Raw genomic sequence first — 22,389 nt, 5'->3', positions numbered from 1 at the left:
CCGACAATAACAATAAATAAAAAGACCATGGAGCATTGATGTCGACCCAATTTTCGAATAACGCCACCTTGCCTATTTTGATTGCCATTGCTCTTGGCATGGTGTTGGGGCTTTTTTATCCGGGCGTGGCAATCGAGATGAAGCTGCTCAGTGACGCCTTTATAAAAGTGGTCGGGTTACTGATGCCATTTCTGTTGTTTGTGCTGGTGTCGACCGGTGTCGCAGGTATCAAGCGCGAGCCCCACCATCGGCATGTAGTGGGGCGGATCGTGGTGTATTTCCAGCTGATGTCCCTTGCTGCATTGGTGTTGGGAATGTCGACGGGGTGGTTGTTCAGCCTGGATCACACGGCAGTGGCCAACCTGGATTTTGATCATCTGACACCGCCTGCCGCGCCCGAAACGCTGTTGCACGAGCTGTCGATGACCTCGATTTCGTCCAGCCTTTACAAGGTTTTCACCCAAAGCCTGGTGCTCCAGGTGATGCTGGTGGCGGTGCTGTGCGGCCTGCTGCTGGGGCGTGGCGGCCAGGTCGCAAACCGCTGCCTCGGTTGGCTGGAAGCCGCGGTCGCCGGGTTGTTCTGGTTGCTGCGGTTTATCCTGAAGTTCGCACCGCTGGCGGCGTTTGGGGCGATGGCATTTGTGGTGGGAAAGTACGGTTTAAGTTCGGTGCTGCCGCTCTTGAAGTTCATTGTTGTTATTTACCTGGTTTGCGCGGTGTTCGTCATTCTAGTGTTCGCCACGATTACCCGCCTGCTCGGCGTTAAATTGAGCCGGCTAATTGCTTACTTGAAAGAAGAGTTGTTGCTGGTGACGTTCACCGGCTCTTCAGTGGCCGCACTTCCAGGTTGCGTCAGCAAACTTGAGGCGCTGGGCTGTGATCGCCAATTAGTGCGCCTGGTGTTGACCACCGGGTATACGTTCAACTTGGCCGGTACCAATATTTACCTGACCACCGCCATCATGTTTCTGGCGCATCTGGCCGGGGTGGAGATTGCCGTGCCCGAGTTGCTGGCGGTGCTGGTGATCTGCCTGTTTACCTCGCTGGGGTCTACCAGTGTGGCGGGCTCGGCGTTGTTTACCCTGATTGCTACCTTGAACATCCTGCAACTGGTACCGCTGGAAGGGGTGGGTTTGTTGTTGGGAGTGGAGCGGCTGATGAAGTGTCGGTCGTTGACCAATGTGCTGGGCAATTGCGTGGCGTGCCTGGCGATATGCGGGTGGCAGAAGTCGATTGACCATGAGGTGTTGAAGCGGGAACTGAGTCACTGAGCCGAACATGCTTTCCAGACCCAAACGCGGTCAAATGTGGGAGCGGGCTTGCTCGCGAATGCGGTGGGTCAGCCAATAAATCTGCTAACTGATACACCGCCTTCGCGAGCAAGCCCGCTCCCACATTCAGATCGCATTTCAGCCCTTGGCGTTGAGCAACTTGTCGAAGGCCTTGTCCAGGTTGCCTTCAGCACCTTTCAGCTTCTCACGACGCTCCTTCAACCAACTCTGGTCCGCGTCGAGATTCTTGCGCGCTTCCACCAGCATCCGCTTGACCTCTTCCGGCTGCGGCCCACCCGTACCCTTGCGAGTCTTGACCATCGTGGTCGGCGACAGTGCAGCCCGGAAACCGGCCTCATCCAGCGGCAACGTATTCGGCGTCCATTTGTATTTGTCCGCGGCCTGGGTGTACAGCTTCTGCGCGTCCGCATACGCGAAGGTCTTCGGCGTGGTGCCATTGCTGCGCGCCTCGGTGACGATCAACGAGGCGAAGCTGTGGCCAATGCGGAACGGCACCTTGAACTGACGCTCCAGGGTGTCGGCCAACTCCATGGACGTGGTCCATTCCGACTCCAGCTCATCCAGCGCTCGCTGCGGGTTGATCTGCAGCGCATCCAGCACGGCATCCATGCTTTTGAACATGTCATCGGTGGACTGGAACAGCCCCAATGAATCGAACGCAAACTTGTAGTCGGTCATGCCGGTGGTGACGTTATGCGCGCGCAAGGTCACGGTTTGCGCCAGGCCCACCACGTCGGAGGCCGATTCCCGGGTGCGCATCAACAACCCCGGGTTGCGTTTTTGCGGCATCGCACTGCTGGTGTAGGTGGACTCTTCGTCCAGCAGCAACCAGGGGCGGATCTGATGGTACTGGGTATGGATATCGCCAATCATCGCGCCGATGCGGATCGCCGAAGACGCCGCGAGGTTGGCCGCCTCGATCGGGATGTCGTAGGTCGACACCTGGCTCGAATCCAGGGAGTTTTCCCGCACGCCGTCGAACCCCAGCAACTCGGCCAGGCGTTCGCGGTTCAGCGGGTAAGCGGAGTTCGCCAGTACCGCGGTGCCCATCGGGCTCAGGTTGAGGCGAGTGTAGAGTTCACGGATGCGTTGGCCGTCGCGATCAAATGCGGCTTCGAACGCCAGCAGGTAGTGCGCATAGCTGATGGGCATGGCCTGCACGCCGTTGGTGTAGGCGGGCACCAGGGTGTCGATGTTCTTGTCGGCGATGTTCAGGATACGTTGGCGGGTGGCGTTCAGTGCCTCGCTGTAGGCCAGCACCTGGGAGCGCAGTTTGGCCAGGCGGTAGGTGGCGAGCATGTCCTGGCGGCTGCGGCCGGAGTGGATCAGCGACGCTTCCGGACCGATCTTGTCGGTCATGATTTTTTCCAGTTGCAACACGTCTTCCGGGCGCTTGCCATCGGGCTGGTCGGCCTGGTCGATGGCAAAGCGCACGCCGCCGGCGATCTTGTGGCCCATGTCCGGCTTGACGATGCCTTCTTCGGTGAGCATCACGATCGAGGCTTTGTTGATGCGGTTCAACCAGGCGAACTGGGTTTGGGTCGGGTCGCCCTTGGCCTTGTGGGCGCTTTGCGAGGAGCCCGGCGTGGCGCCGACTTTGGCCGCCTGGGCGGCGCATTCTTCGGTGGTTTTGCAGGGCAACGCGCCGGTGTCGGCGGCGTAGGCGCCGTAACTGCTGAACAGGGCAAAGGCGACGGCCAGGTGGATCAGGCTTTTTCTGCTATTCATGTGCAACGCTCCGGGAAAAATCACAGCAAGGGCAGGGTGTAGCTGACGATAAAGCGGTTCTGGTCGATATCGCTGCCGCTGCCATTGCTGCGATACGTGCCATTGCGCCATTTCACTTCAAGGTTCTTCAGGGCACCGCTCTGGAACACGTAGCCGATATCGGTGTTGCGCTCCCACTCGGTACCTTCCAGGGTTCGGGTACGCACGAAGTTGTCACCCTTGAGGTAGCGGGTCATGAAGGTCAGGCCGGGGATGCCGAGGGCGGCGAAGTCATAGTCGTAGCGGGCCTGCCAGGACTTTTCCTCGGGGTTGGCGAAGTCCGGCGAGATCATCACGTAGTTGACGAGGTAGGAGTCGGTACCGTCCAGGTGGGGGAAGCCGGTGGTGCCTTTCATGCGCTGGTAGGCGGCGCCGAACGAGTGGCCGTGGAGGCTGTAGGTGAACTTGGCACCGAAGGCCTGGTTATCGATGTTGCTGTTGCCTTCCTTGCTGGAGTCGGCGTAACGCAGGTCGGTCTTGAACGACTGCGCGTCACCCAGTGGCAGGGTATGGACCAGGTTGAAGATGTGTTGCTTGTAGTTGTTCTCGAGGTTGGCGTAGTGGTAGCCGGTGACCAGGGTTTTGGTCCAGCTGTAGCTGGCACTGGCGAAGTCGAATTTATCGCTGGGCACGGCGCCCTTGATGCCTTTGCCGTCGACTTCGATGTCTGCATGGCCGCTGTCGTTACGCAGGGTGTTGCTGGTCAGGCGCCCGGCATCGAAGGTCAGGCCGGCGATGTCCTGGCTGGTCAATTGAGTGCCGCGAAAGGTCTGGGGCAGCAGCCGGCCATCGTTGGGCAGTACGGTCGGCAGCTTGGGGATCAGCGTGCCGAATTTGAGCACGCTTTTGGAGATCCGCGCCTTGGCGGTGGCGCCCATTCGACTGTAGCTGTCCGGTGCGCCATCCTCGCCCACGGGAAGCAGGCCGGTGTTTTGGCGGTCGGGGCTTGAGTCCAGTTTCAAACCCTGCAGGCCGATGGCATCGAGGCCAAAGCCCACCAGGCCTTCGGTGTAACCCGACTGGTAATTGAGGATCAGCCCTTGGGCCCACTCATCGCGTTTGGACTGGCTCGCGTTGGGCTGGCGGTAATCGCTGTTGAAGTAGAAGTTGCGAAATTCGAGGTCGGCCTTGCTGTCTTTGAAAAAGTCAGCTTCGGCAAAGGTTGGGAAGGCGAGGGTCAAACCGAGGGTGGCCGAAGTCAAGCCCAGGGTAATGGGGGATTTGTTCATTGTTATTCCCGTTGTCTGCTGCTTATTTTTAGAATTATCTGGCCGGACGGCGACAGGGAGACGCGTCCGGCTTGCGCAGGCTAACGAGATGTCTTGCAGATTGAAAATATATAGAAAGTGTTGATGCGAGACGAAAAAAGTATGAAGCGGACGCCCGATTTTTCAGACACTGAAGGGCCAATGTGGGAGCGGGCTTGCTCGCGAAAGCGGTGGATCAGTCAATACATCCGGTGACTGTCACACCGCGTTCGCGAGCAAGCCCGCTCCCACACAAGCCCGCTCCCACATTTTGATCTGCGCTTTAGTGCATCTTGCTGTGATCCATGGTTTCCGTCGCATTCAACGCACGGACTTGGGCCTTCACTTCGATCGACTGCTTTTCACCCTTGGCATTTTCCACGGTGACGGTCAGCGGCACCTGGTCGCCTTCCTTGATCTGGGCGGTGAGGTCGATCAGCATCACGTGATAGCCATCCGGGTCGAGCTTGACGGCCTTGCCGGCGGGCAACGGCACCGAGTCCACCGGGCCCATGCGCATCACGTCGTCCTTCATGGTCATCTCATGGATCTGCACGGTCTTGGCGACCGGCGACGCCACGCTGAGCAGTTTGCTGTCGCTGTCGGCGGTGACGGTCATGAACGCGCCGCTGGACGGCTGGCCCGGTACCGAGGCGCGTACCCAGGCGTCGGTGACCACTGCCTGTGCGCTGGCGTGGGCGGCGAGGCCCAGCAGGGAGAGACCGAGGGCGAAGCGCTTGAGGTGTTGAACGGCAGTCATTAGCAGACCTCCATGACGGTGAGCAGGTCTTCTGCGCACTCTTTGGCGTTAAGCGAGGCAGACAAGCCCAGGCGCAGGGTGCCCCGGGTGTCGAACACAAAGCTGGTGGCGGTGTGGGAGAGGGTGTAGCTGTCGCCGGCGGGGATCTTTTCATAAAAGATCCCGAATTCCTTGGCGGCCACAGCGATTTCTTCCGGGGTGCCGTACAGCGCCTGGAAGCTGGGGTCGAAGGCCTTGACGTAGGCGTCGAGTATCTTGGGCGTGTCGCGTTCCGGATCCAGGGTGATAAACACCACCTGCATGATCTTGCCGTCGCGGCCCATCAGTTTTTTCGCCTGGGCCATGCGCGCCAGTGTGGTCGGGCACACGGCCGGGCACTGGGTGAAGCCGAAGAACACCACTGGCATCAAGCCGCGGAAGGAACTCAAGGTGACGGTCTCGCCGTCAGTGTTCTTGAGCTTGAAGGTACGGCCCATGATCTTGTCGCTCAGATCCTTGCCGTACTTGAAGTGCAGTTTCGGGCTGTTGTCACAGCCGGCCAGCAGGCCCAGGCCCAGCAATCCCATGCCGGAGAGGACTTTGCGGCGGGTGAATAACGTACTCATCAACTGTGCATCCTGTGAAGCGCCTGGGTACCACGAAGCGTTAAATCAGGCGAGGAGAGCGTGGCATTCTAACAACCTGGGCCTCTGGGCGTAATCTGCGACGTTCTGTCACAGGCCCTGCCGAGCAAGACCAAATGTGGGCGCTGTCGAGCTTGAGCGAGGCTGCGAAGGGATCGGCTCGGTATTCCTGCAAGACCGTGGCGCCTGCATCGCAGCCTCGCTAAAGCTCGACAGCTCCTACAGGGGGAATGGTAAAGTCGCCGCCATGAAACTCTCCCGCCCGGACCGTTCACTCATTGCCTGGACCCTGTATTTTTGCGTCCTGTTCAATGTGTTCGTCTGCGGTTTGGGCCATGGGCAGATGATGGGGCTTGAGCTCAATGGCCTGGGCGGTCAGTTCTGCTCAAGCCTGGGTACCAAGGCGCCGGCCTCGGATGCCGGCCTGGGCAATCCGACGGCCAGCAGCTGGTCGAACTTCTTCGCCTGCCCGGTGTGCTCCGCCGTGACCCTGGGCATCGTCTTCCTGTTTTGCCTGGCCTGGCTGTTGGGCCTGGGGCAAAAGCCGCGCCCGGCCCATGAGCGGCGCAACAAGGCCCCTCCGCGGTATTCCTGGCCTTCGGCCAACCCTCGCGCTTCCCCTGCATTCTGACGTGTGCCCCGGGCTTCCTGATACCAGGAGGCGTTCTATCGTCACGAGTGTGAGTGCGTTCCATGAGCTCTATCCTGCCTTCCGGCGCTGCCCGTCTGGTCAGCAAGGCGTCGCGCCGTCCGTCCCGCAGCGACGTGTTGCTACCGTCTGTCGAATACCCGAGTAACGCCCGCTGTTTCGTCCACCTGGATGCACGGTTGCTGCCGTATTGGCACACCTTGTTCGACATCTGCCCCGGTTTGCTCAAGCTTGACCCGCCGGAGGGCTTGAACCTGTTTCGCAGTTTCATGACCTGGGCTTACCGCAACCGTCCCTCCCTGGACTGGACCTACCATGTAAACGTGTGCCGTTGGCTGCTCGGTTCGGTGTATCGCACGCAGATCGATGAAGAGCCCATCGAAGCATTCATGACGGCGGCTGCGGCCCGTTGGGTCAGCGATGACACCAGCCAGGTCCGGGGCGTGGTTGTGGCCTGGCAAGGCGCGCCGCTTCAGGTGGTGGACTGGAAGCCGGGCAGTGGCGTGGCGCTGCAAAGGCTGCCGCCGCTGCCCTGGGATTTCGCCTGGTGCACGTTGGACAGCCAGGGGCAGTTCAGCGGGTGGTTGCCGGTGCCTTGAGGTTCTGCTCAATCCATTGGGCAACGCTGGTCACGGCGATCTGTTGTTGCCCATTGAAGGTAATGGCAGGGTCCCAGGCCACGCCGTTGCCTTGGGCGAAGGCCACCCGGTATTTCATCAGGTTGTCCTCGGGTGCAGCGGCCAGTTCCGCTTCCAGGTAGCGCACCGACCAGCGTTCGCGTTTGAGGGTGAGCCCCAGTTGCGCATCCACGGTATCGGCCAGCTCGCCGTAGGTCAGGGTGTCTCCGGCGGTGTACACCACCTGATTGGTGATCGGCGGCGTGCTGAACAGGATGCGTGCCGTCAGCAGGCCGATGTCCTCAGGCGTGGTGACGGTGACAGCGGTGTCCCAATCTCCCAATGCATGCACGGTATTCTGCGCCAGGTCGACGACGCCGAAGGACGGTTCAAACAGGAAGCTGGTGAACATCCCGGTGGAGACAATCACCCATTGCGTGCCTTGCTGGGAGCGCAGCAAGTCGCGCACGTCAAGCTGTTCATCCCAGAGGTCCTGGGCCGAACCGCGGCCGATCACGTCGTAGTCCACACCGAACTGCCACGGTACATAACGTTTCACGCCGCCTGCGATGACCGCGCGGGTCAGCTTGCGCTGAGTGGCGGGGCCTGCGGCAAAGCCGATGCAACTGATCACGGTGTGATAGTCGGCGAACACCGTTGCCAGCTCGGCCTCGGAGCCATTGGCCAGGTCACCCGCCAGCAGCTCAATGCCCAAGGCGCGCAGTTCGATGATTTCCTGCTGTTTGGCCGGGTCGGGGGAGTTCAGTGTGGCGGGGCGCAGCAACACCGTCACAGACACATTTTGCGGTGCAGCCAGGCGGGACAGTTGGCGCAGTACCGCCAGGCCCAGTTCGCCGGCGCCCAGTACAAGGATCGAAGCAGTCATAGGGGTCTCAGTTCAGGTGAAAGTCATGCCATGCTTGCAGAATTGCCGACCGCGCATAAGAAGGCACACCAGTGATACCGGGAGTAGAAGGTGGATAACGACGAGATCATCAGGCGCTCACAAGCCGCCTGTGAAGCCCTTAGCGCCGATGAAGACGGGCTCAAACGGCAGGTGCTGACCCATGCGGGAAACCGCTGGTCGTTGGGCATCGTGCACCTGTTGGGCGTGAACGGCCGGCTGCGCCACGCCGAGATCGGCCGACGCATGGAGGGCGTCACCCAGCGCATGCTCACGCGGACCTTGCGCCAGCTGGAGCGCGATGGCCTGGTGCTGCGCCATGACTTCCAGGAGGTGCCGCCCAAGGTCGAATACCAGCTATCGGAGTTGGGCAAACAGCTGCTGGTGCACATGATTCCGTTGTGGACGTGGGTGGTGGAAAATGCCGACGGATTCAGGCGATCCCGGGAGCAGTTCGACGCTGATCAGGCGCTGTGATCAAGACGTGGGCCGGCAGTCTGCACGTTTGCTCGCAGGCCCATCCTCGGGAAACAGGTGCGCATGCAGGTAGTCGATAAACACCCGCAGCTTGGGCGTTGGATGGCGGCCCGAAGGCCACATGATCCGGAAGTTCTCTGCTTCCGAACACGCCTCCAGCACCGGCACCAATTGTCCGCTGTCGAGCCATTCACGAATGGCGAAATCCGCCAGGTAGGCGATGCCGATACCTTGCACGGCAAAGCAGATGCGCGCTTCCAGGTTGTTGCAGACCATCGCGGCGGGCAGTGGGAAATCAGCTTCCACCCCGTCCTGGCGCAGGGGCCAGCGCTGCATTTTGCCGGTGTTGGGGTAGCGGAACTTGATGCATGCATGCTGAGCCAGGTCTTCCGGCCGTTGCGGCGTGCCGCGCTCGGCGAGGTAAGCCGGTGATGCTACCAGCAGCATCCGGTAGCCGCCGATCAGGCGCGATGTGAGGCGCGAGTCGGGCGCTTCACCGCTGCGCAGCACGGCGTCGTAACCTTCTTCCACCACGTCCACGCGGCGGTCGGTAAAGCTCAGGTCCAGCTGCACCTCGGGGTAGGCTTTCTTGAATTGCGCGAGCACCTGCAAGAACGGATGGCCCACCAGCGGCAGGCTGACCTTGAGCCGGCCACGAGGCGCCGACACGGTTTGCGAAAGCTCGGCTTCGGCTTCGTCGATCTCCATCAGGATGCGCCGGCTGCGCTCCAGAAACAGCTCGCCCTCGGCAGTCAGCGTGACGCTGCGGGTGCTGCGGTTGAACAGGCGCACACCCAGGCGTTCCTCCAGGCGTACCACGCTCTTGCCGACTGCCGAGGCCGTTACGCCCAGCACGCGCCCGGCGGCGACAAAGCTGCGGGTTTCGGCGACCTGCACAAAAACATTCAGGGTGTTGAGGCTGTCCATCGAGGCTCCGGTTTGGCTGAGGCGAGGCCTGGCTACCTTATCCCGATTGCGGAACAAAAGCTCCGTAGACAGTGGAGCCGGCGCCCCCTTAATCCCGTGAGGACAGGCCCATATCCTTGTGGCATTGCCCATTCACGAGGAATACCAAGATGACCGACACCATGAAACGCTGGGAAACACCTGCATTGGGACTGCACACACTGCGCCTTGCCGACGTGCCACGCCCCATCGCGAAGGCCGGGGAGGTATTGGTGCGCGTCGAGGCCGTCTCGCTCAATTACCGCGACGGTGAAGTGGTCGAAAACAGCATGGGTGCCGACCTCACATTCCCATTCACGCCGGCCTCCGACATGGCGGGCACGGTGGTCGCCGTGGGCGAGGGCGTTACGCGTTTCAAGGTGGGCGACAAGCTGCTGTCGACGTTTTTTGCCGGATGGGTCGATGGCGCTCCGCTGTCCTGGAGTGAAGCGCCGCCTCAGGGTGGCCCGCTCCCCGGCATGCTCGCCGAGTACGTGGCAACACCTGCCGAATGGTGCGTGCATGCGCCCCTCAGCCTCACCGCAGGGCAGGCCAGCACCTTGCCAGTGGCCGCCTTGACGGCGTGGATGGCGCTGTTCGAACTGGGCCACCTGCACGCCGGCCATACCGTGGTGGTGCAGGGCACCGGTGGCGTCTCGTTGTTTGCGGTGCAACTGGCTGCGGCCAATGGTGCCCGCGTTATCATCACCAGTAGCAGCGATGAAAAGATCGCGCGTGCCATAGAGCTGGGTGCCACCCATGGCATCAACCGCAGCCGGGTACCGGAATGGCACACGGCGGTGCAAGCGCTGACCGATGGGCGTGGCGCCGAACATATCCTGGAAATGGCCGGCGGTGACAACCTCACGCGTTCCCTGCACGCGGTAGCCAACGGTGGGCGCATCTCGGTGATCGGCCTGCTGGAGAGTGACCAATTGAATGCTCCGGTCATGGCCTTGCTGGGCAAGCGGGCCTCCATCATCGGCATCTCCGTGGGGCCGCGCCGCGCATTGGAAGATCTGATTGCCATGATCGACCGCCACGGCATCGAGCCGGTAATCGATCACACCTACGGCTTCGAGCAAGTGCCCGAAGCCTTCGCTCATCTCGGGCGCGGTGCCTTTGGCAAGATCGTGATCGAGGTCGGCCGGTGATCTACATCATTCTGGGTCTTTTCGGCCTGTACACCCTGGAGTTTGGTGTGGTCGGTATTTTACCGATGATCGTCGAACGTTTCGGCATCAGCGTGTCTCAGGCCGGGTTATTGATGGGCTTGTTTGCGCTGATCGTGGCGGTGCTGGGGCCTTTCCTGGTGCTGATGGCGTCGCGCCTGGCGCGCAAGAAAATCCTGGTGGGCGCGCTCTTTGGTTTTTCCGTGTGCAGCGTGCTGTCGGCGTTTGCGCCGAACTTCGAAACCTTGATGGCGTTGCGGGTAATTCCGGCGATGCTGCACCCGGTGTTTTTTGCCGCTGCGTTTTCCACCGCGGTGTCCTTGTACCCCAAGGACCGCGCGGCGCATGCCACGGCCCTGGCCGTGGTGGGCACCACCTTGGGCCTGGTGCTTGGGGTGCCGCTGACCACATGGGTGGGCGCGAGTATTTCCTATGAGGCATCGTTCTTCTTCTGCGCTTTGGCAACGGGGTTGGCAGGTGTCGGACTGCTGTTGAAACTGCCCCATCATGAACGCCCGATGCCGCTGAGTTTCGGCAAGCAACTGGCGGTGCTGCGCAGCCTGTCGGTGTGGCTGGCGATCATCGCGACGGTGCTGGTATTCACCACGATGTTTTCGGTCTACAGCTATGCCGCCGAGTACCTCAGGACCCAGACCGGCATGGATGGCCAGGCCATCAGCATCATGCTGGTGATCTTCGGCGTGGGCGGTGTCACGGGCAACCTGTTGGTGGGCCGGTTATTGGGCAAAAGCATGGTGGCGACGGTGGTGCTGTACCCCATTGTGCTGGCGGCGGCGTACGTGGTCTTGTACGCGTTCGGCAGCCCGTCGTGGTGGTCGATGAGCTTGATTGTGCTGCTGTGGGGCGCTGCGCATACCTGCGGGCTGGTGGTCACGCAAGTCTGGCTGACCTCGTCGGCGCCCGAGGCGCATGAGTTCGCAACCAGCCTGTATGTGTCCTCGGCGAATGCCGGCGTGGTGATCGGGGCGTCCGTGGGCGGGCTGTTTATCAATGCATTCGGCACCACCGGAGTGATCGGCTGCGGCTTGATATTTGCCGCACTGTCATTGCTTGTGATTGGGTGGAAGGCCTTGGCGTTCGGAGGCGCCAAGGCATTGCCCGCAGACCTGTGCGCTGCGCATTAGGCCTGCGGGGCCATGGTCAACGCAGGGTGTAGCCGCCGTCGACCACCCAGTCCTGGCCAAACACACTGCGTGCGCCCTGGCTCAACTGGAACAGGATCACATCGGCAATAGCGCCCGGCTCCAGGAATTGCCCATTGAGCAGGCGCTGATTGACTGTGGTGGCAACGCCGCCCAACGCTTCGTCACTGAGCCCCAAGGTGCTCCAGATCGGCGTGGCGGTGGGGCCGGGCGATACCATGTTCAGACGAATGCCATGGGGCGCCAGCTCCACCGCCAGGGTGCGCATTTGCGCCCGCAAGGCGGCCTTCGAAGCAATATACGCGGCGAGCCCAGGGAAGGTCGCCAGCTCCAGGAATGTACCGATAAATACCACCGACGCCTGGGCGGCCATTTGCTCGCGTAGGCTGCCGAGGGTGTTGAGAGCCGCGGCTCCATTGACGGCCCATTGCCGGTCAAAGGCGGCCAGGTCCAGGCCATCGGCCAGTTGTGCGATCCCGGCATTGGGCACGAGGTAATCCACCGGTCCGATGGACGCCGTCAACTGCGCCAGGCGTGCCTGGTCGGCAGCCTGGGTGACATCCCCCGCCAGCCAGTAGAGCTGCTCGCCAAAACGCTCCGCCAATGCGCCCAATTCGCCAATCTGTCGCGACATGGCGACCACTTGCGCACCTTGTTCAAGCAGCTTGCAGGTGACAGCCAGGCCGATACCTGAACTGGCACCGGTCACTACGGCAAGGCGGTGGTTGAAGTCATTGTTCATGGTGTTCTCTTTATAGATTGCCAAAGGGGCGCGCAGCACTGATCAGGATTCATGCCATATGAAAAGTTCCTATAAATCAGTTGGATATATTTTTTGTAGTCGATATGACACGAGTGTTATGTAGTCCTTATGACGTGCTGTAGTCGTTATGACCAAGGCCCGTTTTCGAGCTGATCGAAGGCTTGGCTTTTTTGCGATAGTTGTTGGCGTTATCGCGATGACGGCGCTGGCACTTTCCTTGGTTAATGGCGGTTGTTTTCTCTACGTCAGGCTCATTACGTCATGTCGCTTATTCCGCGCAAAAAAGTCATTCGCCAGGTGATCGCCACCCGTCAACGCTTGCAAGCCATCAGCGTGCTGGGCGCTACCGGTTCGGTGGGCGTCAACGTATTGGACGTTATCGCGCGTCACCCCGAGCGCTATAAAGTCTTCGCCCTCAGCGGGTTCACCCAACTGGAGCTGTTGAAAAAACAATGCTTGTTGCACCGTCCGGACTACGCCGTGGTGCCCACGCCGCAAGCCGTGGCGACGCTGCAGAAGCAACTGTTGGAGGAGGGCTCTCAGACTCAGGTAGTGGGCGGCGAAAGCGGTCTGAAATTCGTCGCCGGTCACCGGGATGTGGACACGGTGGTGGCCGCTATCGTCGGTGCGGCGGGCTTGAATGCAACGATGGCCGCCGTCGAGGCCGGCAAGAAAATCCTCCTGGCCAACAAAGAGGCACTGGTGATGTCCGGTGCGTTGTTCATGCAGGCGGTGCGCAGCAGTGGGGCGGTGCTGTTACCGCTGGACAGCGAGCACAACGCAATCTTTCAGTGCCTGCCGTCCCATGCTCAACACGGCCTGGCCCACGCGGGCGTGCGGCGCATTCTGTTGACTGGCTCCGGCGGGCCGTTTCGCCAAACGCCGATGGCGCAACTGCACAACGTAACGCCGGACCAAGCCTGCGCTCACCCGAAATGGTCCATGGGCCGCAAGATTTCGGTGGACTCGGCAACCCTGATGAACAAGGGACTCGAACTGATCGAGGCCTGTTGGCTATTCGGCGCCAGGCCGTCCCAGGTCGAGGTAGTGATCCATCCGCAAAGCGTCGTCCATTCGCTGGTGGATTACGTCGACGGCTCAATGCTCGCGCAGTTGGGGAACCCGGACATGCGCACGCCCATCAGCCATGCCCTGGCCTGGCCGCAACGGATCGATTCAGGGGTTGAACCACTGGATTTGTTCAAGGTGGCCCGGCTGGATTTCGAAGTACCGGACGAGAAGCGCTTTCCTTGCCTGGCCCTGGCGCGCGAGGTGGCGGATGTGGGCGGCACGGCACCGGCGTCGCTCAATGCGGCCAATGAAGTCGCGGTGCAGGCCTTTCTGGACGGACGCATCGGCTTCATGCAGATCGCCGAGTGCATCCGGCATGTGCTGGACAAGGAGCCGGTGGTGGCGGTGACGGACCTGTATGGCGTCATGGAGGCCGACGCCAGTGCCCGCCGGTGGGCACTCGGATGGCTGAATCAGCACTATCAGCGATGATCAGCCGTAGCTGACCCGGTCGCGAATCTTCAGCACAGCCTTATGGTCGGCCAGCACTTCCGGGAGTGAACTGCGCAGGTACTCCACCCAGGTTTTGATTTTTGCATCCAGGTAGTGCCGGGAAGGGTAGATGGCGTACAGGCTCAGTTCTTCCAGGCGGTACTCGGGCAGGACTCGCACCAGAGTGCCGCTGCGCAGCCCCTTGATTGCCGCATGCACCGGCAGGATGCCCACGCCCATGTCGTTGCTGATGGCGGTCTTCATGGCGTCGACCGAGTCCACCAGGAACGGCGAGCTGCTGATGGTGACGCTCTCCTGGCCACGGGGGCCGTCGAACGTCCAGTCTTCCAGCGGGATCACCGGGCTGACCAGCCGCAAGCAGGCGTGGCTGAGCAGGTCTTGCGGCGTTTGCGCGGCACCATGGTTTTTTATGTAGGACGGTGAGGCGCAGACGATGCTGTAGGTCGTGCCCAGTTTCTGTGAAACGTGGCTAGAATCGGGCAGGTCAATGGCCAACACAATCGACACGTCGAACCCTTCGTTGACCAGGTTCGGCGTGCGGTTGCTCATGCTCAGGTTGAACGTCACGTCGGGGTAGTTCTTGCGGTAGCGTGCGATGGCGTCCACCACGTAGTGCTGGCCGATGCCTGTCATCGAGTGCACTTTCAACTGGCCGGTAGGGCGTGTGTGGGCGTCGCCGGCTTCCAGCTCCGCTTCCTCGACGGAGCGCAGGATTTGCTCGCAACGCAACAGGTAGCGTTTGCCGGATTCGGTCAGTGCGGTACGGCGTGTGGTGCGGTTGAACAGGCGGGTTCGCAGGTGGGTTTCAAGGTTGGAAATGGAGCGCGAAATATGGGTGGTGTTGCTATTCAACTGCACTGCCGCGCCAGTAAAACTGCCGACTTCGGCAACGCAGCGGAAGATGCGCATGTTCTGCAGGATGTCCATCGATGCTCTCCAGGTGGAACGTTTTTTAGTGTGGCATGAACTCATCCACGGCTGTAAACGCTATTTATTGTGGATTTTTACGTAACAGTCATTCACGTTTCTGATGACTTACCGGGGCGCATGGAAGCCCCTAGAGTCGCCGCCCCATTTCCCGTCAGCCGGAAGGTCGCGTGCCTCGACTCACTGTTCGTCGTTTCAATATCGCCGGTAGAGCGGGCCGCTGGCTGGTGTCGCTGCCCTGGCGCCGGGGCTTCATGGAGTGGGCCCGCAGCGATGGGGTGATGTGGATCTACCTGGGCAAGGTATTGATCGCCTCGTACCTGACCCTGTGGCTGGCGATGCGCCTGGAACTGCCACAACCGAGCACCGCGATCACCACTGTGTTTATCGTGATGCAGCCCCACAGCGGGCACGTCCTCGCCAAGAGTATCTATCGCTTCATCGGCACGTTGGTGGGCTCATCGTTCATGGTGCTGTTGATGGCCCTGTTTGCCCAGAGCACCGAGCTGTTTCTCGCGGGCCTGGCATTGTGGGTGGGGTTGTGTTCCGGTGGTGCCGCGCGCAATCGCAACTTCCGCGCCTATGGATTTGTGCTCGCCGGCTACACGGCGGTGATGGTCGGGCTTCCCGTGGTGGGCCATCCGCAGCAGGTATTCATGGCGGCCGTCTGGCGAGTGCTGGAGATCACCTTGGGGATCGTCTGCGCGACGCTGATCAGCGCCACCGTATTGCCTAAAACCTCCAGCGTGGCGATGCGCAACACGTTGTACCAACGCTTTGGCCGCTTTGCCGGATTTGTGCGGCAGCGCCTGCGTGATACCGGTGACCAGGCGGCCTTCGAGAGCGCCAACCTGGGGTTTATCGCCGAGGCCGTTGGCCTGGAAGTAATGCGCAGCGTCAGCGTGTTCGAAGACCCTTACATGCGCCAGCGCAATGGGCGAATCAACCGCCTCAACAGCGAGTTCATGGCGATCACCACGCGTTTCAACGCGCTGCATCAACTGCTTGAACGGGTTCGCCTGCGCGGTGGCGTGGAGGTGGTCCAGGCCGTCGATCCGGGGTTGATCGCGTTGGCCGAGCTGCTCAAACCCTTCGCCGGGCACCCATTGACGGACCGTGACGCGGCTGTGCTGTCCACCGAACTGAAAGTCTACAAAGCCGGCTTGCCAGACCGGGTCCGGCGCCTGCGTGCGGCGTTGCAACATACCGCTCCCGTAGCCGATGACCTGCTGGACTTTCACACCGCGTATGAACTGCTCTACCGCTTTGTCGACGAGCTGCACAGCTACGCCCAGACGCATGCGTCCCTCGCCGATCACAACCATGTGCGAGAGCAATGGAACGAACCGTTTCAACCTCGGACCAACTGGCTGGCGACCCTTGCGGCCGGGTTGCGCGCCGCGGTGGTGTTACTGGTGCTCAGTACGTTGTGGATTGCCACCAGTTGGCCCAGCGGCGCGGCCATGACCCTGGTGTCGGCGCTGACCGTAGGCCTGTCGGCGTTCTCTGCCAACCCCAGGCGCATGTCGTTTCAAATCGCCTGCGGTACGCTACTGGCAGCGGTGATTGGCATTTTCGAAGTGTTTTTCGTGTACCCGATGATCGACGGTTTTCCGTTGCTGTGCGTGGTCATGGCGCCGGTGATCGTACTGGGTTCGTTCTGGCTGGCGAGGCCGCAATTGGCCGGCTATGGCCTGGGCATGCTGGTGTTTTTCGGCACCAGCTCAGTGCCTGCCAACCTGACGCTGTACAACCCCTACGGGCTGATCAATGACTATCTCGCCATGGTGTTTGGCATGTTGGTGTGCGCCGCGGCGGGGGCGATTATCCTGCCACCCAACAGCCCTTGGCTGTGGCGCCGGCTGGAACAGGATCTGCGCCGCCAGGTGGTGGTTGCCATCAGCGCGCCGTTGCCGGCGCTGGGCTCCGGTTTCGAAAGCGGCACCCGCGACCTGCTCAACCAGGCCTACAACTTTGCGGCGGGCAGGGCATCGGTGCAGCATCGCCTGCTGCGCTGGACGTTCGTGGTACTGGACGTGGGGCACGCGATCATCGAGTTGCGCCGCGAGCAGGCCCGGTTGCCGGCGCAGGCCTGTTACGCCGAGAGCATGCCCTGGCGCCTCGCCATCCGGGCAATGGGTCGCGCACTGGTGCGGTTGTTCGTCAAGCCTGGGCCCGGTTATTTGCAGCGCGCGCTGGAGGCTGTCGAGCACGCCATTGAGTGCGTGCAACAGACCGATGAGCCATTCGCCGGGAACTTTGAGACTTCAGCCCTGAGACGGGTGGAAAGCTACCTGCACTTCATCCGCACCTCGCTGCTCGACCCGCAATCGCCGCTGGTCCACTACAACCAGCCGGGAGAAAAAGTGGCGCAATCGAGCGACTAGTTGGCGGGCCGGAAGGAGTCTGGGTGAGCATCAATCTCCATACTCGAGGGGCATGATCTTTCAGGAGTGGCCCATGTACGCCGGTCTTTGCAATCACGCCTGGGTCGCCTCGATCATCGATGGCATTCGTGAACAACGTAGCGCGATCCGCGACCACCTGGAGGCCCAGTACCTGCTGGAAGTCGAAACCGCCCGACTCGCTGCGCGCCGTCGCACCCTGGAGGATATCCGCCGGTTGTGGCACGCCCTGGCGCGGCGTGGCGAATATAACCTCGGGGATCAACTCGACGATTTCGTCGACCGCGACCAGGCCTTGCACGGTGCGGTGGCCGTGGCTTCCCACAACGTGGTCTTGCAGTCGATGTACCGCGCATTCAGCTCTTCGTTCCACAGCCAGTATCTGGCGATTTTTGCCGACAACGAGTTGTATGAGCCGGGGCTTGAAGCCCATGCGCAAGTCGTCCAGGCGATTATCTTTGGCGATGAAGACGCGGCAGTCGAGGCGGTACGCGCGATGTTCGATCCCATGCTGGAAAAGCTCCGCTGGCTGTCGGAGCGAGACGGCACTGCAGCGTGAGTCGTTGTACTCGCAGTTGACTTAAGACCCTCGTGGAAAGCCCGTTCCAGACGCCTGCGCGTCGTCCTCATTGTTACAAAAACTGGAAAAGTGAATGCCCGTTTTGGCGGCTGTTTTCACAACCGCCAGGCCTATATCGTGCGCGCCTCCCGTCGAATGAAAACACTGCAACACACAATAAAAAACGGCTGCCATCACTGGGTCGACGGGACAGTCGTGTTCACTGTTCGGAGCCTTCATGAACCACAAGACTTACCTGGCCCTGGCCGTTTCTTTCGGCGTTGTACAGCAGGCGGCTGCATCGGGTTTTATCGACGACAGTAAAGCGACCCTGGACCTGCGCAACTTCTATCTCAACCAGGACACGCGCAATGCCAAGGGGGCCTCGGACCGGGAATGGGGCCAGGCCTTCATGTTCAATTATCAGTCCGGTTTCACCGAGGGGGTGGTGGGCCTGGGGTTGGATCTGCAAGAGCTGTACGGCGTACGGCTGGATGCGTCAGGGCGTGCCGGCAAGGTGGGGGAGGACAACACACCCGGTAGCGTCTTCCCGCTGTCTGATGGCAAGGCTGCCAATGATTTCAGCAAGACCGGGGTCACCGGCAAAGTGCGCATCTCCCAGACCCAACTGAAAGTGGGCACGCTGATGCCCCGGGTGCCGGTACTGATGTATGAAGACGGCCGGTTGTTGCCCCAGACTTTTCGTGGCTACCAGGTGGACTCCAAGGACCTGAAAGACTTCAACCTCGTCGCCGGCAAAATCGAGCAGGTGCTTGACCGTAACTCCAGCAACGGCCAGGGCTTGTCCATCGCTGGCGCAAACGATCCGGTCAAGGGCACGTCCAGCAATCAGTTTTACTACGGTGGTGTGGATTACGCCGTAAGCAAGCAGATGCAGTTGCAGTATTACTACGCGAATCTTGAAAACTTTTACCAGCAACACTTCTTCGGCCTGGTGCACAACTGGCAGTTGCCGGTGGGCCAGTTCAAGAGTGACCTGCGCTACTTCCACAGTACCTCGGACGGTAAGAACTCCAGTGCGGCGGGGCGTGCCGAGGGCTACGTCAGCTCGGGTTACTACGGGCCGGGCGTCAACAATGGCAAGGTCGACAATAACCTGTGGAGTGCCTTGTTTACTTATTCGCTGCAAGGCCATTCGGTGAGCCTGGGGTATCAGAAAACCACGGGCGAAAGTGACTTCCCCCATATCAACCAGGGGCAGGGCCGCTCGGTGTATTTGATCACCAACTCCCAGTCGTTGAAGTTCGTCAACGCCGGGGAACAGGCCACGGTGGCCAGCTATGCCTATGATTTTGCGAACCTGGGCGTGGCGGGGCTGAAGACCAGCGTCACCTACATACATGGCAGCCACATCCGCACGGCAGGTCGTGACAATACCGAGTGGGAGCGGGACGTGCGGGTTGACTATGTGATTCCTGCCGGCACCTTCAAGGGGATTGGGTTCATGTGGCGTGGTGCGGTGCTGCGGGGTAATGACAGCGCTGACAAAGACGAAGCCCGGTTGATGGTCAGCTACAGCATTCCCTTGCTGTAGGCCGGCTCAACGCTGGGCGAAATACCTGGCCGGGCTGCAACCGAACACCGAGCGGAACACGGCGATAAAGCTGCTGGAGCTTTCGTAGCCAATCGCGGCGGCGGTGCTGCTGACGCTTTCCCCCGCCGCGAGGTTTTCCAGGGCCACCATCATCCGCAAGCGTTGGCGCCAGGCGCCGAAGCCCATGCGGGTCTGGGCAGCAAACAGCCGCTCCAGGGTGCGTGCACTGGCGCCTACCTCGAAGGCGATTTCCTTGAGCGGCCGAGTGTCGTTGGGGTTTTGCTTGATCAGGTTGGCGGCGCGCACCGCGCGTTTATCCGAGGGTTCAGGCAGGTAAAAGGCGTCTTGCTCAAGCAATGCCAGGTGGTCCAGCAGCACGGTGCCCAGGCGGCTTTCGCGGCTGTGCTCGGGGTACTCGCCTGGCAGTTGCGCGCAGGCCAGGATCAGCTCGCGCACCAGCGTCCCGACATTTAACACTGCGCAGCGGGCCCACGGTGGAATGCTGGCCGCGCCCTGACGCACATATACGGTACGCATCGACACCTGACGCGAATGCTTGAAGGTGTGGCTGACACCTGGCGGAATCCAGAGCGCCCGCTGCGGTGGCAGAACCCAGATGCCTTCGGCCGTCAGTACCGTCATCGAACCTTTGATGGCGTACATGATTTGCGCGTGTTCCGGGTGAACGTGAGGTTCACGCAAGCCGGGCAAATACTCCCGGACCAAACCTTGCACGGGGGCCGCGCCAAACTTAATCGATGGGTGTTCAAGCATGGCGCGATCCCGATATTTTCTAGATAAGGAGTGAGTTTGTGCCAAATCAAAAGGGCTGTAAAGCCGCAGTTTGGACTACCGAAAAACCGTCGGATTGGCTAGGGCGCTTGGGTTTGCGGTTGGGTACTGTCGATGCTTTTGGCGTGCGCCCTTCAAGGAAACCTCACCGATGTCCATCGGAAAAAACTTCGCCGGCGTCATCGCCTTCATGAAAGTCGCGGCCAGCGAAAGCTTCAGCGAGGCAGCACGCGACCTGGGCATTTCAGTGCCTTCGGTGAGTCGCAGCATTACCCGCCTGGAAACCCAACTGGCGATCAAGCTGCTGGAACGCACGACCCACAGCGTAGCGGTCACGCAGGAAGGGCGCCGGTTTTTTCAAGAGTGCCTGCCCAGTGTCGAGCATCTGTTGCGCACGACCGAAGCGCTGAAACACGCTACCCAGTCGCCGTCCGGCGTAGTGCGCGTAAGCTCTACCGTGGGTTTTGGGCGCAAGTGCATTGCGCCGCTGTTGCCTGGGTTCTGTAAGTCCCACCCGGACATCACCCTCGAATTTGATCTGAATGATCGCCATGTGGATTTCGCCGAAGGTCGCGTGGATGTCGCGATTCGCAACGGGCGGCTGGAGAACGCCGATGTGATCGCCAGGCAACTGGCGCCGATGAGTTTCGTCACCTGCGCCGCGCCTGAGTACCTGCACTCAGCCGGCTACCCGCAGACCCTGGAAGACCTTGCGGCGCACAAGACTATCGCCTTTCGCCTGGCGCAGTCGGGCAAGCCGCATGTGTGGGAGTTTGAAGTCGACGGGCAGTTCATACGGCTGCCGTTGCCTTACAGCCAGTTGTTCAATGACCCGGAGCTAGTGGCGCTCGCGGCCGTAGCCGGCGGTGGTGTGGCACAGCTGGCCGGCTATCAGGCGCAGCACTGGATCGCGCAACAGCGTTTGATCGTTTTGCTGCCGGGTTATGCGGCGCAGGCGCGGGGCAGGGGGCATTACATCTGCTATCGGCAGCGCGACAAGATACCGCTGCGAGTCAAGCTGTTCGTCGACTACATGGTGCAAGCCTTCCAGGCATGACCATTGGGTAAAAGGCTTTTGCCTGGGTGCCTAATTGTCGCGGGTGGCGATGGCTGGGCACTATCCGGGTGATATTTATCACCGGGAAATCAATATGTTAAGCAAAGCTATCAAACCCTGGCTGGAATGGTTGTGGCTGCTGCCGTTCGCCGCGGCGCTGTATTATCCGTGGGCGCTGGCGTGGAGTAACCAGGCGCATGTGGCAGGCGCCGGCACCCCGGTCGTCCTGGCGCTGATCCTGAGTGCCTATGCGGTGCCGCTGTTGGCGTTTGCCTGTGTGTATGTCACCGGTGTTCAACCGGTCATGAGCGCACGCCTGGTCCTGGCGCGACGCTTGTCGTGCCTGGCGGTGGCTGCGCCTCCTGCGTACACGCTTATGGGCGTCTTGCTGTACCTGATGAAAATCGAGGGCCACGACATCGCGGTATGGAGCGGGCTGTGGCTGGCGCTGGCGGGCTTTTTTGCGATGGTGTCGTCAACGGGCCCGAGCACCAGCCTGGTGACCTTGGACAAGACCTATATCAAGCTGCGTGTCGCCCACGGCATCGCCTCGGTGGCGATCCTGTTGGTGTTTCTCGCGCCGCACCTGTTCAACCACCTCCTGGGTGTACTGGGTACCGATGTGCATAAGTCGGTGATGGACGTGCTGCGACGGGTGTATCGCAATGGCTGGCTGGAGCCGGTGATCATTGTCACGTTTTTCTTTCAGATTCTCAGCGGGCTGGTGTTGATTCGCCCGAAGACCGTCACGCGTGCCGACCTGCTGGACGCGTTACAGACCGCCTCCGGCACCTATCTCTCGCTGTTTATCGCGTCCCATATCAACTCGGTGTTTACCCTGGCGCGTTACTTCGGCACCGACACCGATTACGCCTGGGCCGTGGCCGAGCCCGTAGGGTTATTGGCGGATCCATGGAGCATTCGGCTGCTGCCGCATTACTCGCTGGCGGTGTTCCTGCTGATTGGGCATCTGGGTTGTGGTTTGCGAGGTGTATTGCGTAATCACAATGTCAGCGAGTCACGCAGTTCGCTGTTGACCTGGCTGGTGATCGGCATGGGCGCCATAGTCACGATCATCATTACCAGCGGCATGCTGGGGGTCAGGGTTTAGGCTGTTTACGGCACCGTAAAAAGTATTGGCTTGTGTAATTCAAAGCGCTCAACGTATTATCCAAGATCTCTCTTGGTTAT

The 22,389-nt window shown here is 60.8% G+C and carries 21 protein-coding genes; 12 read left to right on the top strand and 9 right to left on the bottom strand.

All coding sequences use genetic code 11. The features are described from left to right. Positions 1 to 38: 38 nt before the first annotated feature. On the top strand, positions 39 to 1,271 hold the full coding sequence (locus HX839_RS18260; RefSeq protein ID WP_177067487.1) for a cation:dicarboxylate symporter family transporter: 1,233 nt from the start codon (positions 39 to 41) through the stop codon (positions 1,269 to 1,271). Positions 1,272 to 1,409: 138 nt separating this feature from the next. On the opposite strand, the gene HX839_RS18255 is transcribed toward HX839_RS18260, so the two are convergent. The 4 genes from HX839_RS18255 to HX839_RS18240 form a co-directional block, all read right to left on the bottom strand. Further along, positions 1,410 to 3,020 (bottom strand): argininosuccinate lyase, encoded by a 1,611-nt coding sequence (locus HX839_RS18255; RefSeq protein ID WP_003207353.1) that lies wholly within the window; start codon positions 3,018 to 3,020, stop codon positions 1,410 to 1,412. A gap of 20 nt (positions 3,021 to 3,040) precedes the next feature. Continuing rightward, positions 3,041 to 4,288: an OprD family porin gene (locus tag HX839_RS18250; protein WP_008435327.1), complete on the bottom strand. Its 1,248-nt coding sequence runs from the start codon at positions 4,286 to 4,288 to the stop codon at positions 3,041 to 3,043. 301 nt (positions 4,289 to 4,589) lie between these two features. Next, positions 4,590 to 5,066 (bottom strand): copper chaperone PCu(A)C, encoded by a 477-nt coding sequence (locus HX839_RS18245; RefSeq protein WP_177067486.1) that lies wholly within the window; start codon positions 5,064 to 5,066, stop codon positions 4,590 to 4,592. Next, complete coding sequence (locus HX839_RS18240; protein WP_177067485.1) at positions 5,066 to 5,671, bottom strand: SCO family protein; 606 nt, start codon at positions 5,669 to 5,671, stop codon at positions 5,066 to 5,068. Before HX839_RS18240 ends, HX839_RS18245 begins: the two co-directional genes overlap by 1 nt. Before the next feature lie 265 nt (positions 5,672 to 5,936). Here HX839_RS18240 and HX839_RS18235 point away from each other — a divergent pair, with 265 nt between their 5' ends. Both HX839_RS18235 and HX839_RS18230 read left to right on the top strand, forming a co-directional pair. Continuing rightward, the gene (locus HX839_RS18235) at positions 5,937 to 6,320 is read left to right on the top strand and encodes a DUF2946 domain-containing protein (protein WP_003207359.1); all 384 of its coding nucleotides are present in this window, start codon (positions 5,937 to 5,939) and stop codon (positions 6,318 to 6,320) included. Between the two features lie 62 nt (positions 6,321 to 6,382). After that, on the top strand, positions 6,383 to 6,937 hold the full coding sequence (locus HX839_RS18230) for a putative natural product biosynthesis protein (protein WP_087692422.1): 555 nt from the start codon (positions 6,383 to 6,385) through the stop codon (positions 6,935 to 6,937). On the opposite strand, the gene HX839_RS18225 is transcribed toward HX839_RS18230, so the two are convergent. After that, positions 6,912 to 7,841, bottom strand: a complete 930-nt coding sequence (locus tag HX839_RS18225; protein ID WP_003207363.1) for an aromatic alcohol reductase — start codon at positions 7,839 to 7,841, stop codon at positions 6,912 to 6,914. The two genes, HX839_RS18230 and HX839_RS18225, sit on opposite strands and share 26 nt — an antisense overlap. A 90-nt stretch (positions 7,842 to 7,931) precedes the next feature. On the opposite strand from HX839_RS18225, the gene HX839_RS18220 reads away from it, so the two are divergent. Further along, a complete protein-coding gene (locus tag HX839_RS18220; protein WP_003207365.1) occupies positions 7,932 to 8,336 on the top strand; it encodes a helix-turn-helix domain-containing protein in 405 nt (134 codons plus the stop codon). Here HX839_RS18220 and HX839_RS18215 read toward each other — a convergent pair whose 3' ends face one another. Next, the gene (locus tag HX839_RS18215; RefSeq protein WP_003207367.1) at positions 8,337 to 9,263 is read right to left on the bottom strand and encodes a LysR family transcriptional regulator; all 927 of its coding nucleotides are present in this window, start codon (positions 9,261 to 9,263) and stop codon (positions 8,337 to 8,339) included. Positions 9,264 to 9,412: 149 nt separating this feature from the next. Between HX839_RS18215 and HX839_RS18210 the strand changes: the two genes are divergently transcribed. Then, positions 9,413 to 10,435, top strand: a complete 1,023-nt coding sequence (locus tag HX839_RS18210; protein ID WP_003207368.1) for an NAD(P)-dependent alcohol dehydrogenase — start codon at positions 9,413 to 9,415, stop codon at positions 10,433 to 10,435. Further along, a complete protein-coding gene (locus HX839_RS18205; RefSeq protein WP_003207370.1) occupies positions 10,432 to 11,598 on the top strand; it encodes an MFS transporter in 1,167 nt (388 codons plus the stop codon). Before HX839_RS18210 ends, HX839_RS18205 begins: the two co-directional genes overlap by 4 nt. Positions 11,599 to 11,614: 16 nt before the next feature. Here the strand turns inward: HX839_RS18205 and HX839_RS18200 are convergent, their stop codons facing one another. Beyond that, positions 11,615 to 12,358, bottom strand: coding sequence for an SDR family NAD(P)-dependent oxidoreductase (locus HX839_RS18200; protein ID WP_003207372.1), 744 nt, complete (start codon positions 12,356 to 12,358; stop codon positions 11,615 to 11,617). A 282-nt stretch (positions 12,359 to 12,640) separates the two neighbouring features. Here HX839_RS18200 and ispC point away from each other — a divergent pair, with 282 nt between their 5' ends. Continuing rightward, on the top strand, positions 12,641 to 13,882 hold the full coding sequence (gene ispC / locus HX839_RS18195; protein WP_087692420.1) for a 1-deoxy-D-xylulose-5-phosphate reductoisomerase: 1,242 nt from the start codon (positions 12,641 to 12,643) through the stop codon (positions 13,880 to 13,882). Here the strand turns inward: ispC and HX839_RS18190 are convergent, their stop codons facing one another. After that, positions 13,883 to 14,830 carry a LysR family transcriptional regulator gene (locus HX839_RS18190; RefSeq protein ID WP_003207376.1) on the bottom strand — a complete coding sequence of 316 codons (948 nt, stop codon included), beginning with the start codon at positions 14,828 to 14,830 and terminating at the stop codon, positions 13,883 to 13,885. Positions 14,831 to 15,084: 254 nt separating this feature from the next. Between HX839_RS18190 and HX839_RS18185 the strand changes: the two genes are divergently transcribed. From HX839_RS18185 to HX839_RS18175, 3 genes are all read left to right on the top strand, one after another. After that, positions 15,085 to 17,217, top strand: a complete 2,133-nt coding sequence (locus HX839_RS18185; RefSeq protein WP_087692419.1) for an FUSC family protein — start codon at positions 15,085 to 15,087, stop codon at positions 17,215 to 17,217. A gap of 73 nt (positions 17,218 to 17,290) precedes the next feature. Next, positions 17,291 to 17,794 carry a FadR/GntR family transcriptional regulator gene (locus HX839_RS18180; protein ID WP_003207381.1) on the top strand — a complete coding sequence of 168 codons (504 nt, stop codon included), beginning with the start codon at positions 17,291 to 17,293 and terminating at the stop codon, positions 17,792 to 17,794. Between the two features lie 238 nt (positions 17,795 to 18,032). Beyond that, a complete protein-coding gene (locus tag HX839_RS18175) occupies positions 18,033 to 19,349 on the top strand; it encodes an OprD family outer membrane porin (RefSeq protein WP_003207383.1) in 1,317 nt (438 codons plus the stop codon). A gap of 6 nt (positions 19,350 to 19,355) precedes the next feature. Here the strand turns inward: HX839_RS18175 and HX839_RS18170 are convergent, their stop codons facing one another. Next, positions 19,356 to 20,084, bottom strand: a complete 729-nt coding sequence (locus tag HX839_RS18170) for a helix-turn-helix transcriptional regulator (protein WP_158213527.1) — start codon at positions 20,082 to 20,084, stop codon at positions 19,356 to 19,358. A 208-nt stretch (positions 20,085 to 20,292) separates the two neighbouring features. Here HX839_RS18170 and HX839_RS18165 point away from each other — a divergent pair, with 208 nt between their 5' ends. Both HX839_RS18165 and HX839_RS18160 read left to right on the top strand, forming a co-directional pair. Beyond that, positions 20,293 to 21,198: a LysR family transcriptional regulator gene (locus HX839_RS18165; protein ID WP_177028170.1), complete on the top strand. Its 906-nt coding sequence runs from the start codon at positions 20,293 to 20,295 to the stop codon at positions 21,196 to 21,198. Positions 21,199 to 21,292: 94 nt separating this feature from the next. Beyond that, a complete protein-coding gene (locus tag HX839_RS18160) occupies positions 21,293 to 22,309 on the top strand; it encodes a hypothetical protein (protein ID WP_087692417.1) in 1,017 nt (338 codons plus the stop codon). The last annotated feature ends 80 nt before the right edge of the window (positions 22,310 to 22,389 follow it).

This window comes from Pseudomonas sp. I8001 (assembly GCF_013385345.1).
GTDB lineage: Bacteria > Pseudomonadota > Gammaproteobacteria > Pseudomonadales > Pseudomonadaceae > Aquipseudomonas.
Note: the sequence above shows the minus strand (reverse complement) of the source record. Positions and strands in the feature narration are given on the sequence as shown.

Excerpts from the sequence above, each read along its gene's own strand:
- HX839_RS18260 (WP_177067487.1), top strand. The coding sequence starts at position 39 with ATGTCGACCCAATTTTCGAATAACGCCACCTTGCCTATTTTGATTGCC.
- HX839_RS18255 (WP_003207353.1), bottom strand. The coding sequence starts at position 3,020 with ATGAATAGCAGAAAAAGCCTGATCCACCTGGCCGTCGCCTTTGCCCTG.
- HX839_RS18250 (WP_008435327.1), bottom strand. The coding sequence starts at position 4,288 with ATGAACAAATCCCCCATTACCCTGGGCTTGACTTCGGCCACCCTCGGT.
- HX839_RS18245 (WP_177067486.1), bottom strand. The coding sequence starts at position 5,066 with ATGACTGCCGTTCAACACCTCAAGCGCTTCGCCCTCGGTCTCTCCCTG.
- HX839_RS18240 (WP_177067485.1), bottom strand. The coding sequence starts at position 5,671 with ATGAGTACGTTATTCACCCGCCGCAAAGTCCTCTCCGGCATGGGATTG.
- HX839_RS18235 (WP_003207359.1), top strand. The coding sequence starts at position 5,937 with ATGAAACTCTCCCGCCCGGACCGTTCACTCATTGCCTGGACCCTGTAT.
- HX839_RS18230 (WP_087692422.1), top strand. The coding sequence starts at position 6,383 with ATGAGCTCTATCCTGCCTTCCGGCGCTGCCCGTCTGGTCAGCAAGGCG.
- HX839_RS18225 (WP_003207363.1), bottom strand. The coding sequence starts at position 7,841 with ATGACTGCTTCGATCCTTGTACTGGGCGCCGGCGAACTGGGCCTGGCG.
- HX839_RS18215 (WP_003207367.1), bottom strand. The coding sequence starts at position 9,263 with ATGGACAGCCTCAACACCCTGAATGTTTTTGTGCAGGTCGCCGAAACC.
- HX839_RS18210 (WP_003207368.1), top strand. The coding sequence starts at position 9,413 with ATGACCGACACCATGAAACGCTGGGAAACACCTGCATTGGGACTGCAC.
- HX839_RS18200 (WP_003207372.1), bottom strand. The coding sequence starts at position 12,358 with ATGAACAATGACTTCAACCACCGCCTTGCCGTAGTGACCGGTGCCAGT.
- ispC (WP_087692420.1), top strand. The coding sequence starts at position 12,641 with ATGTCGCTTATTCCGCGCAAAAAAGTCATTCGCCAGGTGATCGCCACC.
- HX839_RS18190 (WP_003207376.1), bottom strand. The coding sequence starts at position 14,830 with ATGGACATCCTGCAGAACATGCGCATCTTCCGCTGCGTTGCCGAAGTC.
- HX839_RS18185 (WP_087692419.1), top strand. The coding sequence starts at position 15,085 with ATGGAGTGGGCCCGCAGCGATGGGGTGATGTGGATCTACCTGGGCAAG.
- HX839_RS18180 (WP_003207381.1), top strand. The coding sequence starts at position 17,291 with ATGTACGCCGGTCTTTGCAATCACGCCTGGGTCGCCTCGATCATCGAT.
- HX839_RS18175 (WP_003207383.1), top strand. The coding sequence starts at position 18,033 with ATGAACCACAAGACTTACCTGGCCCTGGCCGTTTCTTTCGGCGTTGTA.
- HX839_RS18165 (WP_177028170.1), top strand. The coding sequence starts at position 20,293 with ATGTCCATCGGAAAAAACTTCGCCGGCGTCATCGCCTTCATGAAAGTC.
- HX839_RS18160 (WP_087692417.1), top strand. The coding sequence starts at position 21,293 with ATGTTAAGCAAAGCTATCAAACCCTGGCTGGAATGGTTGTGGCTGCTG.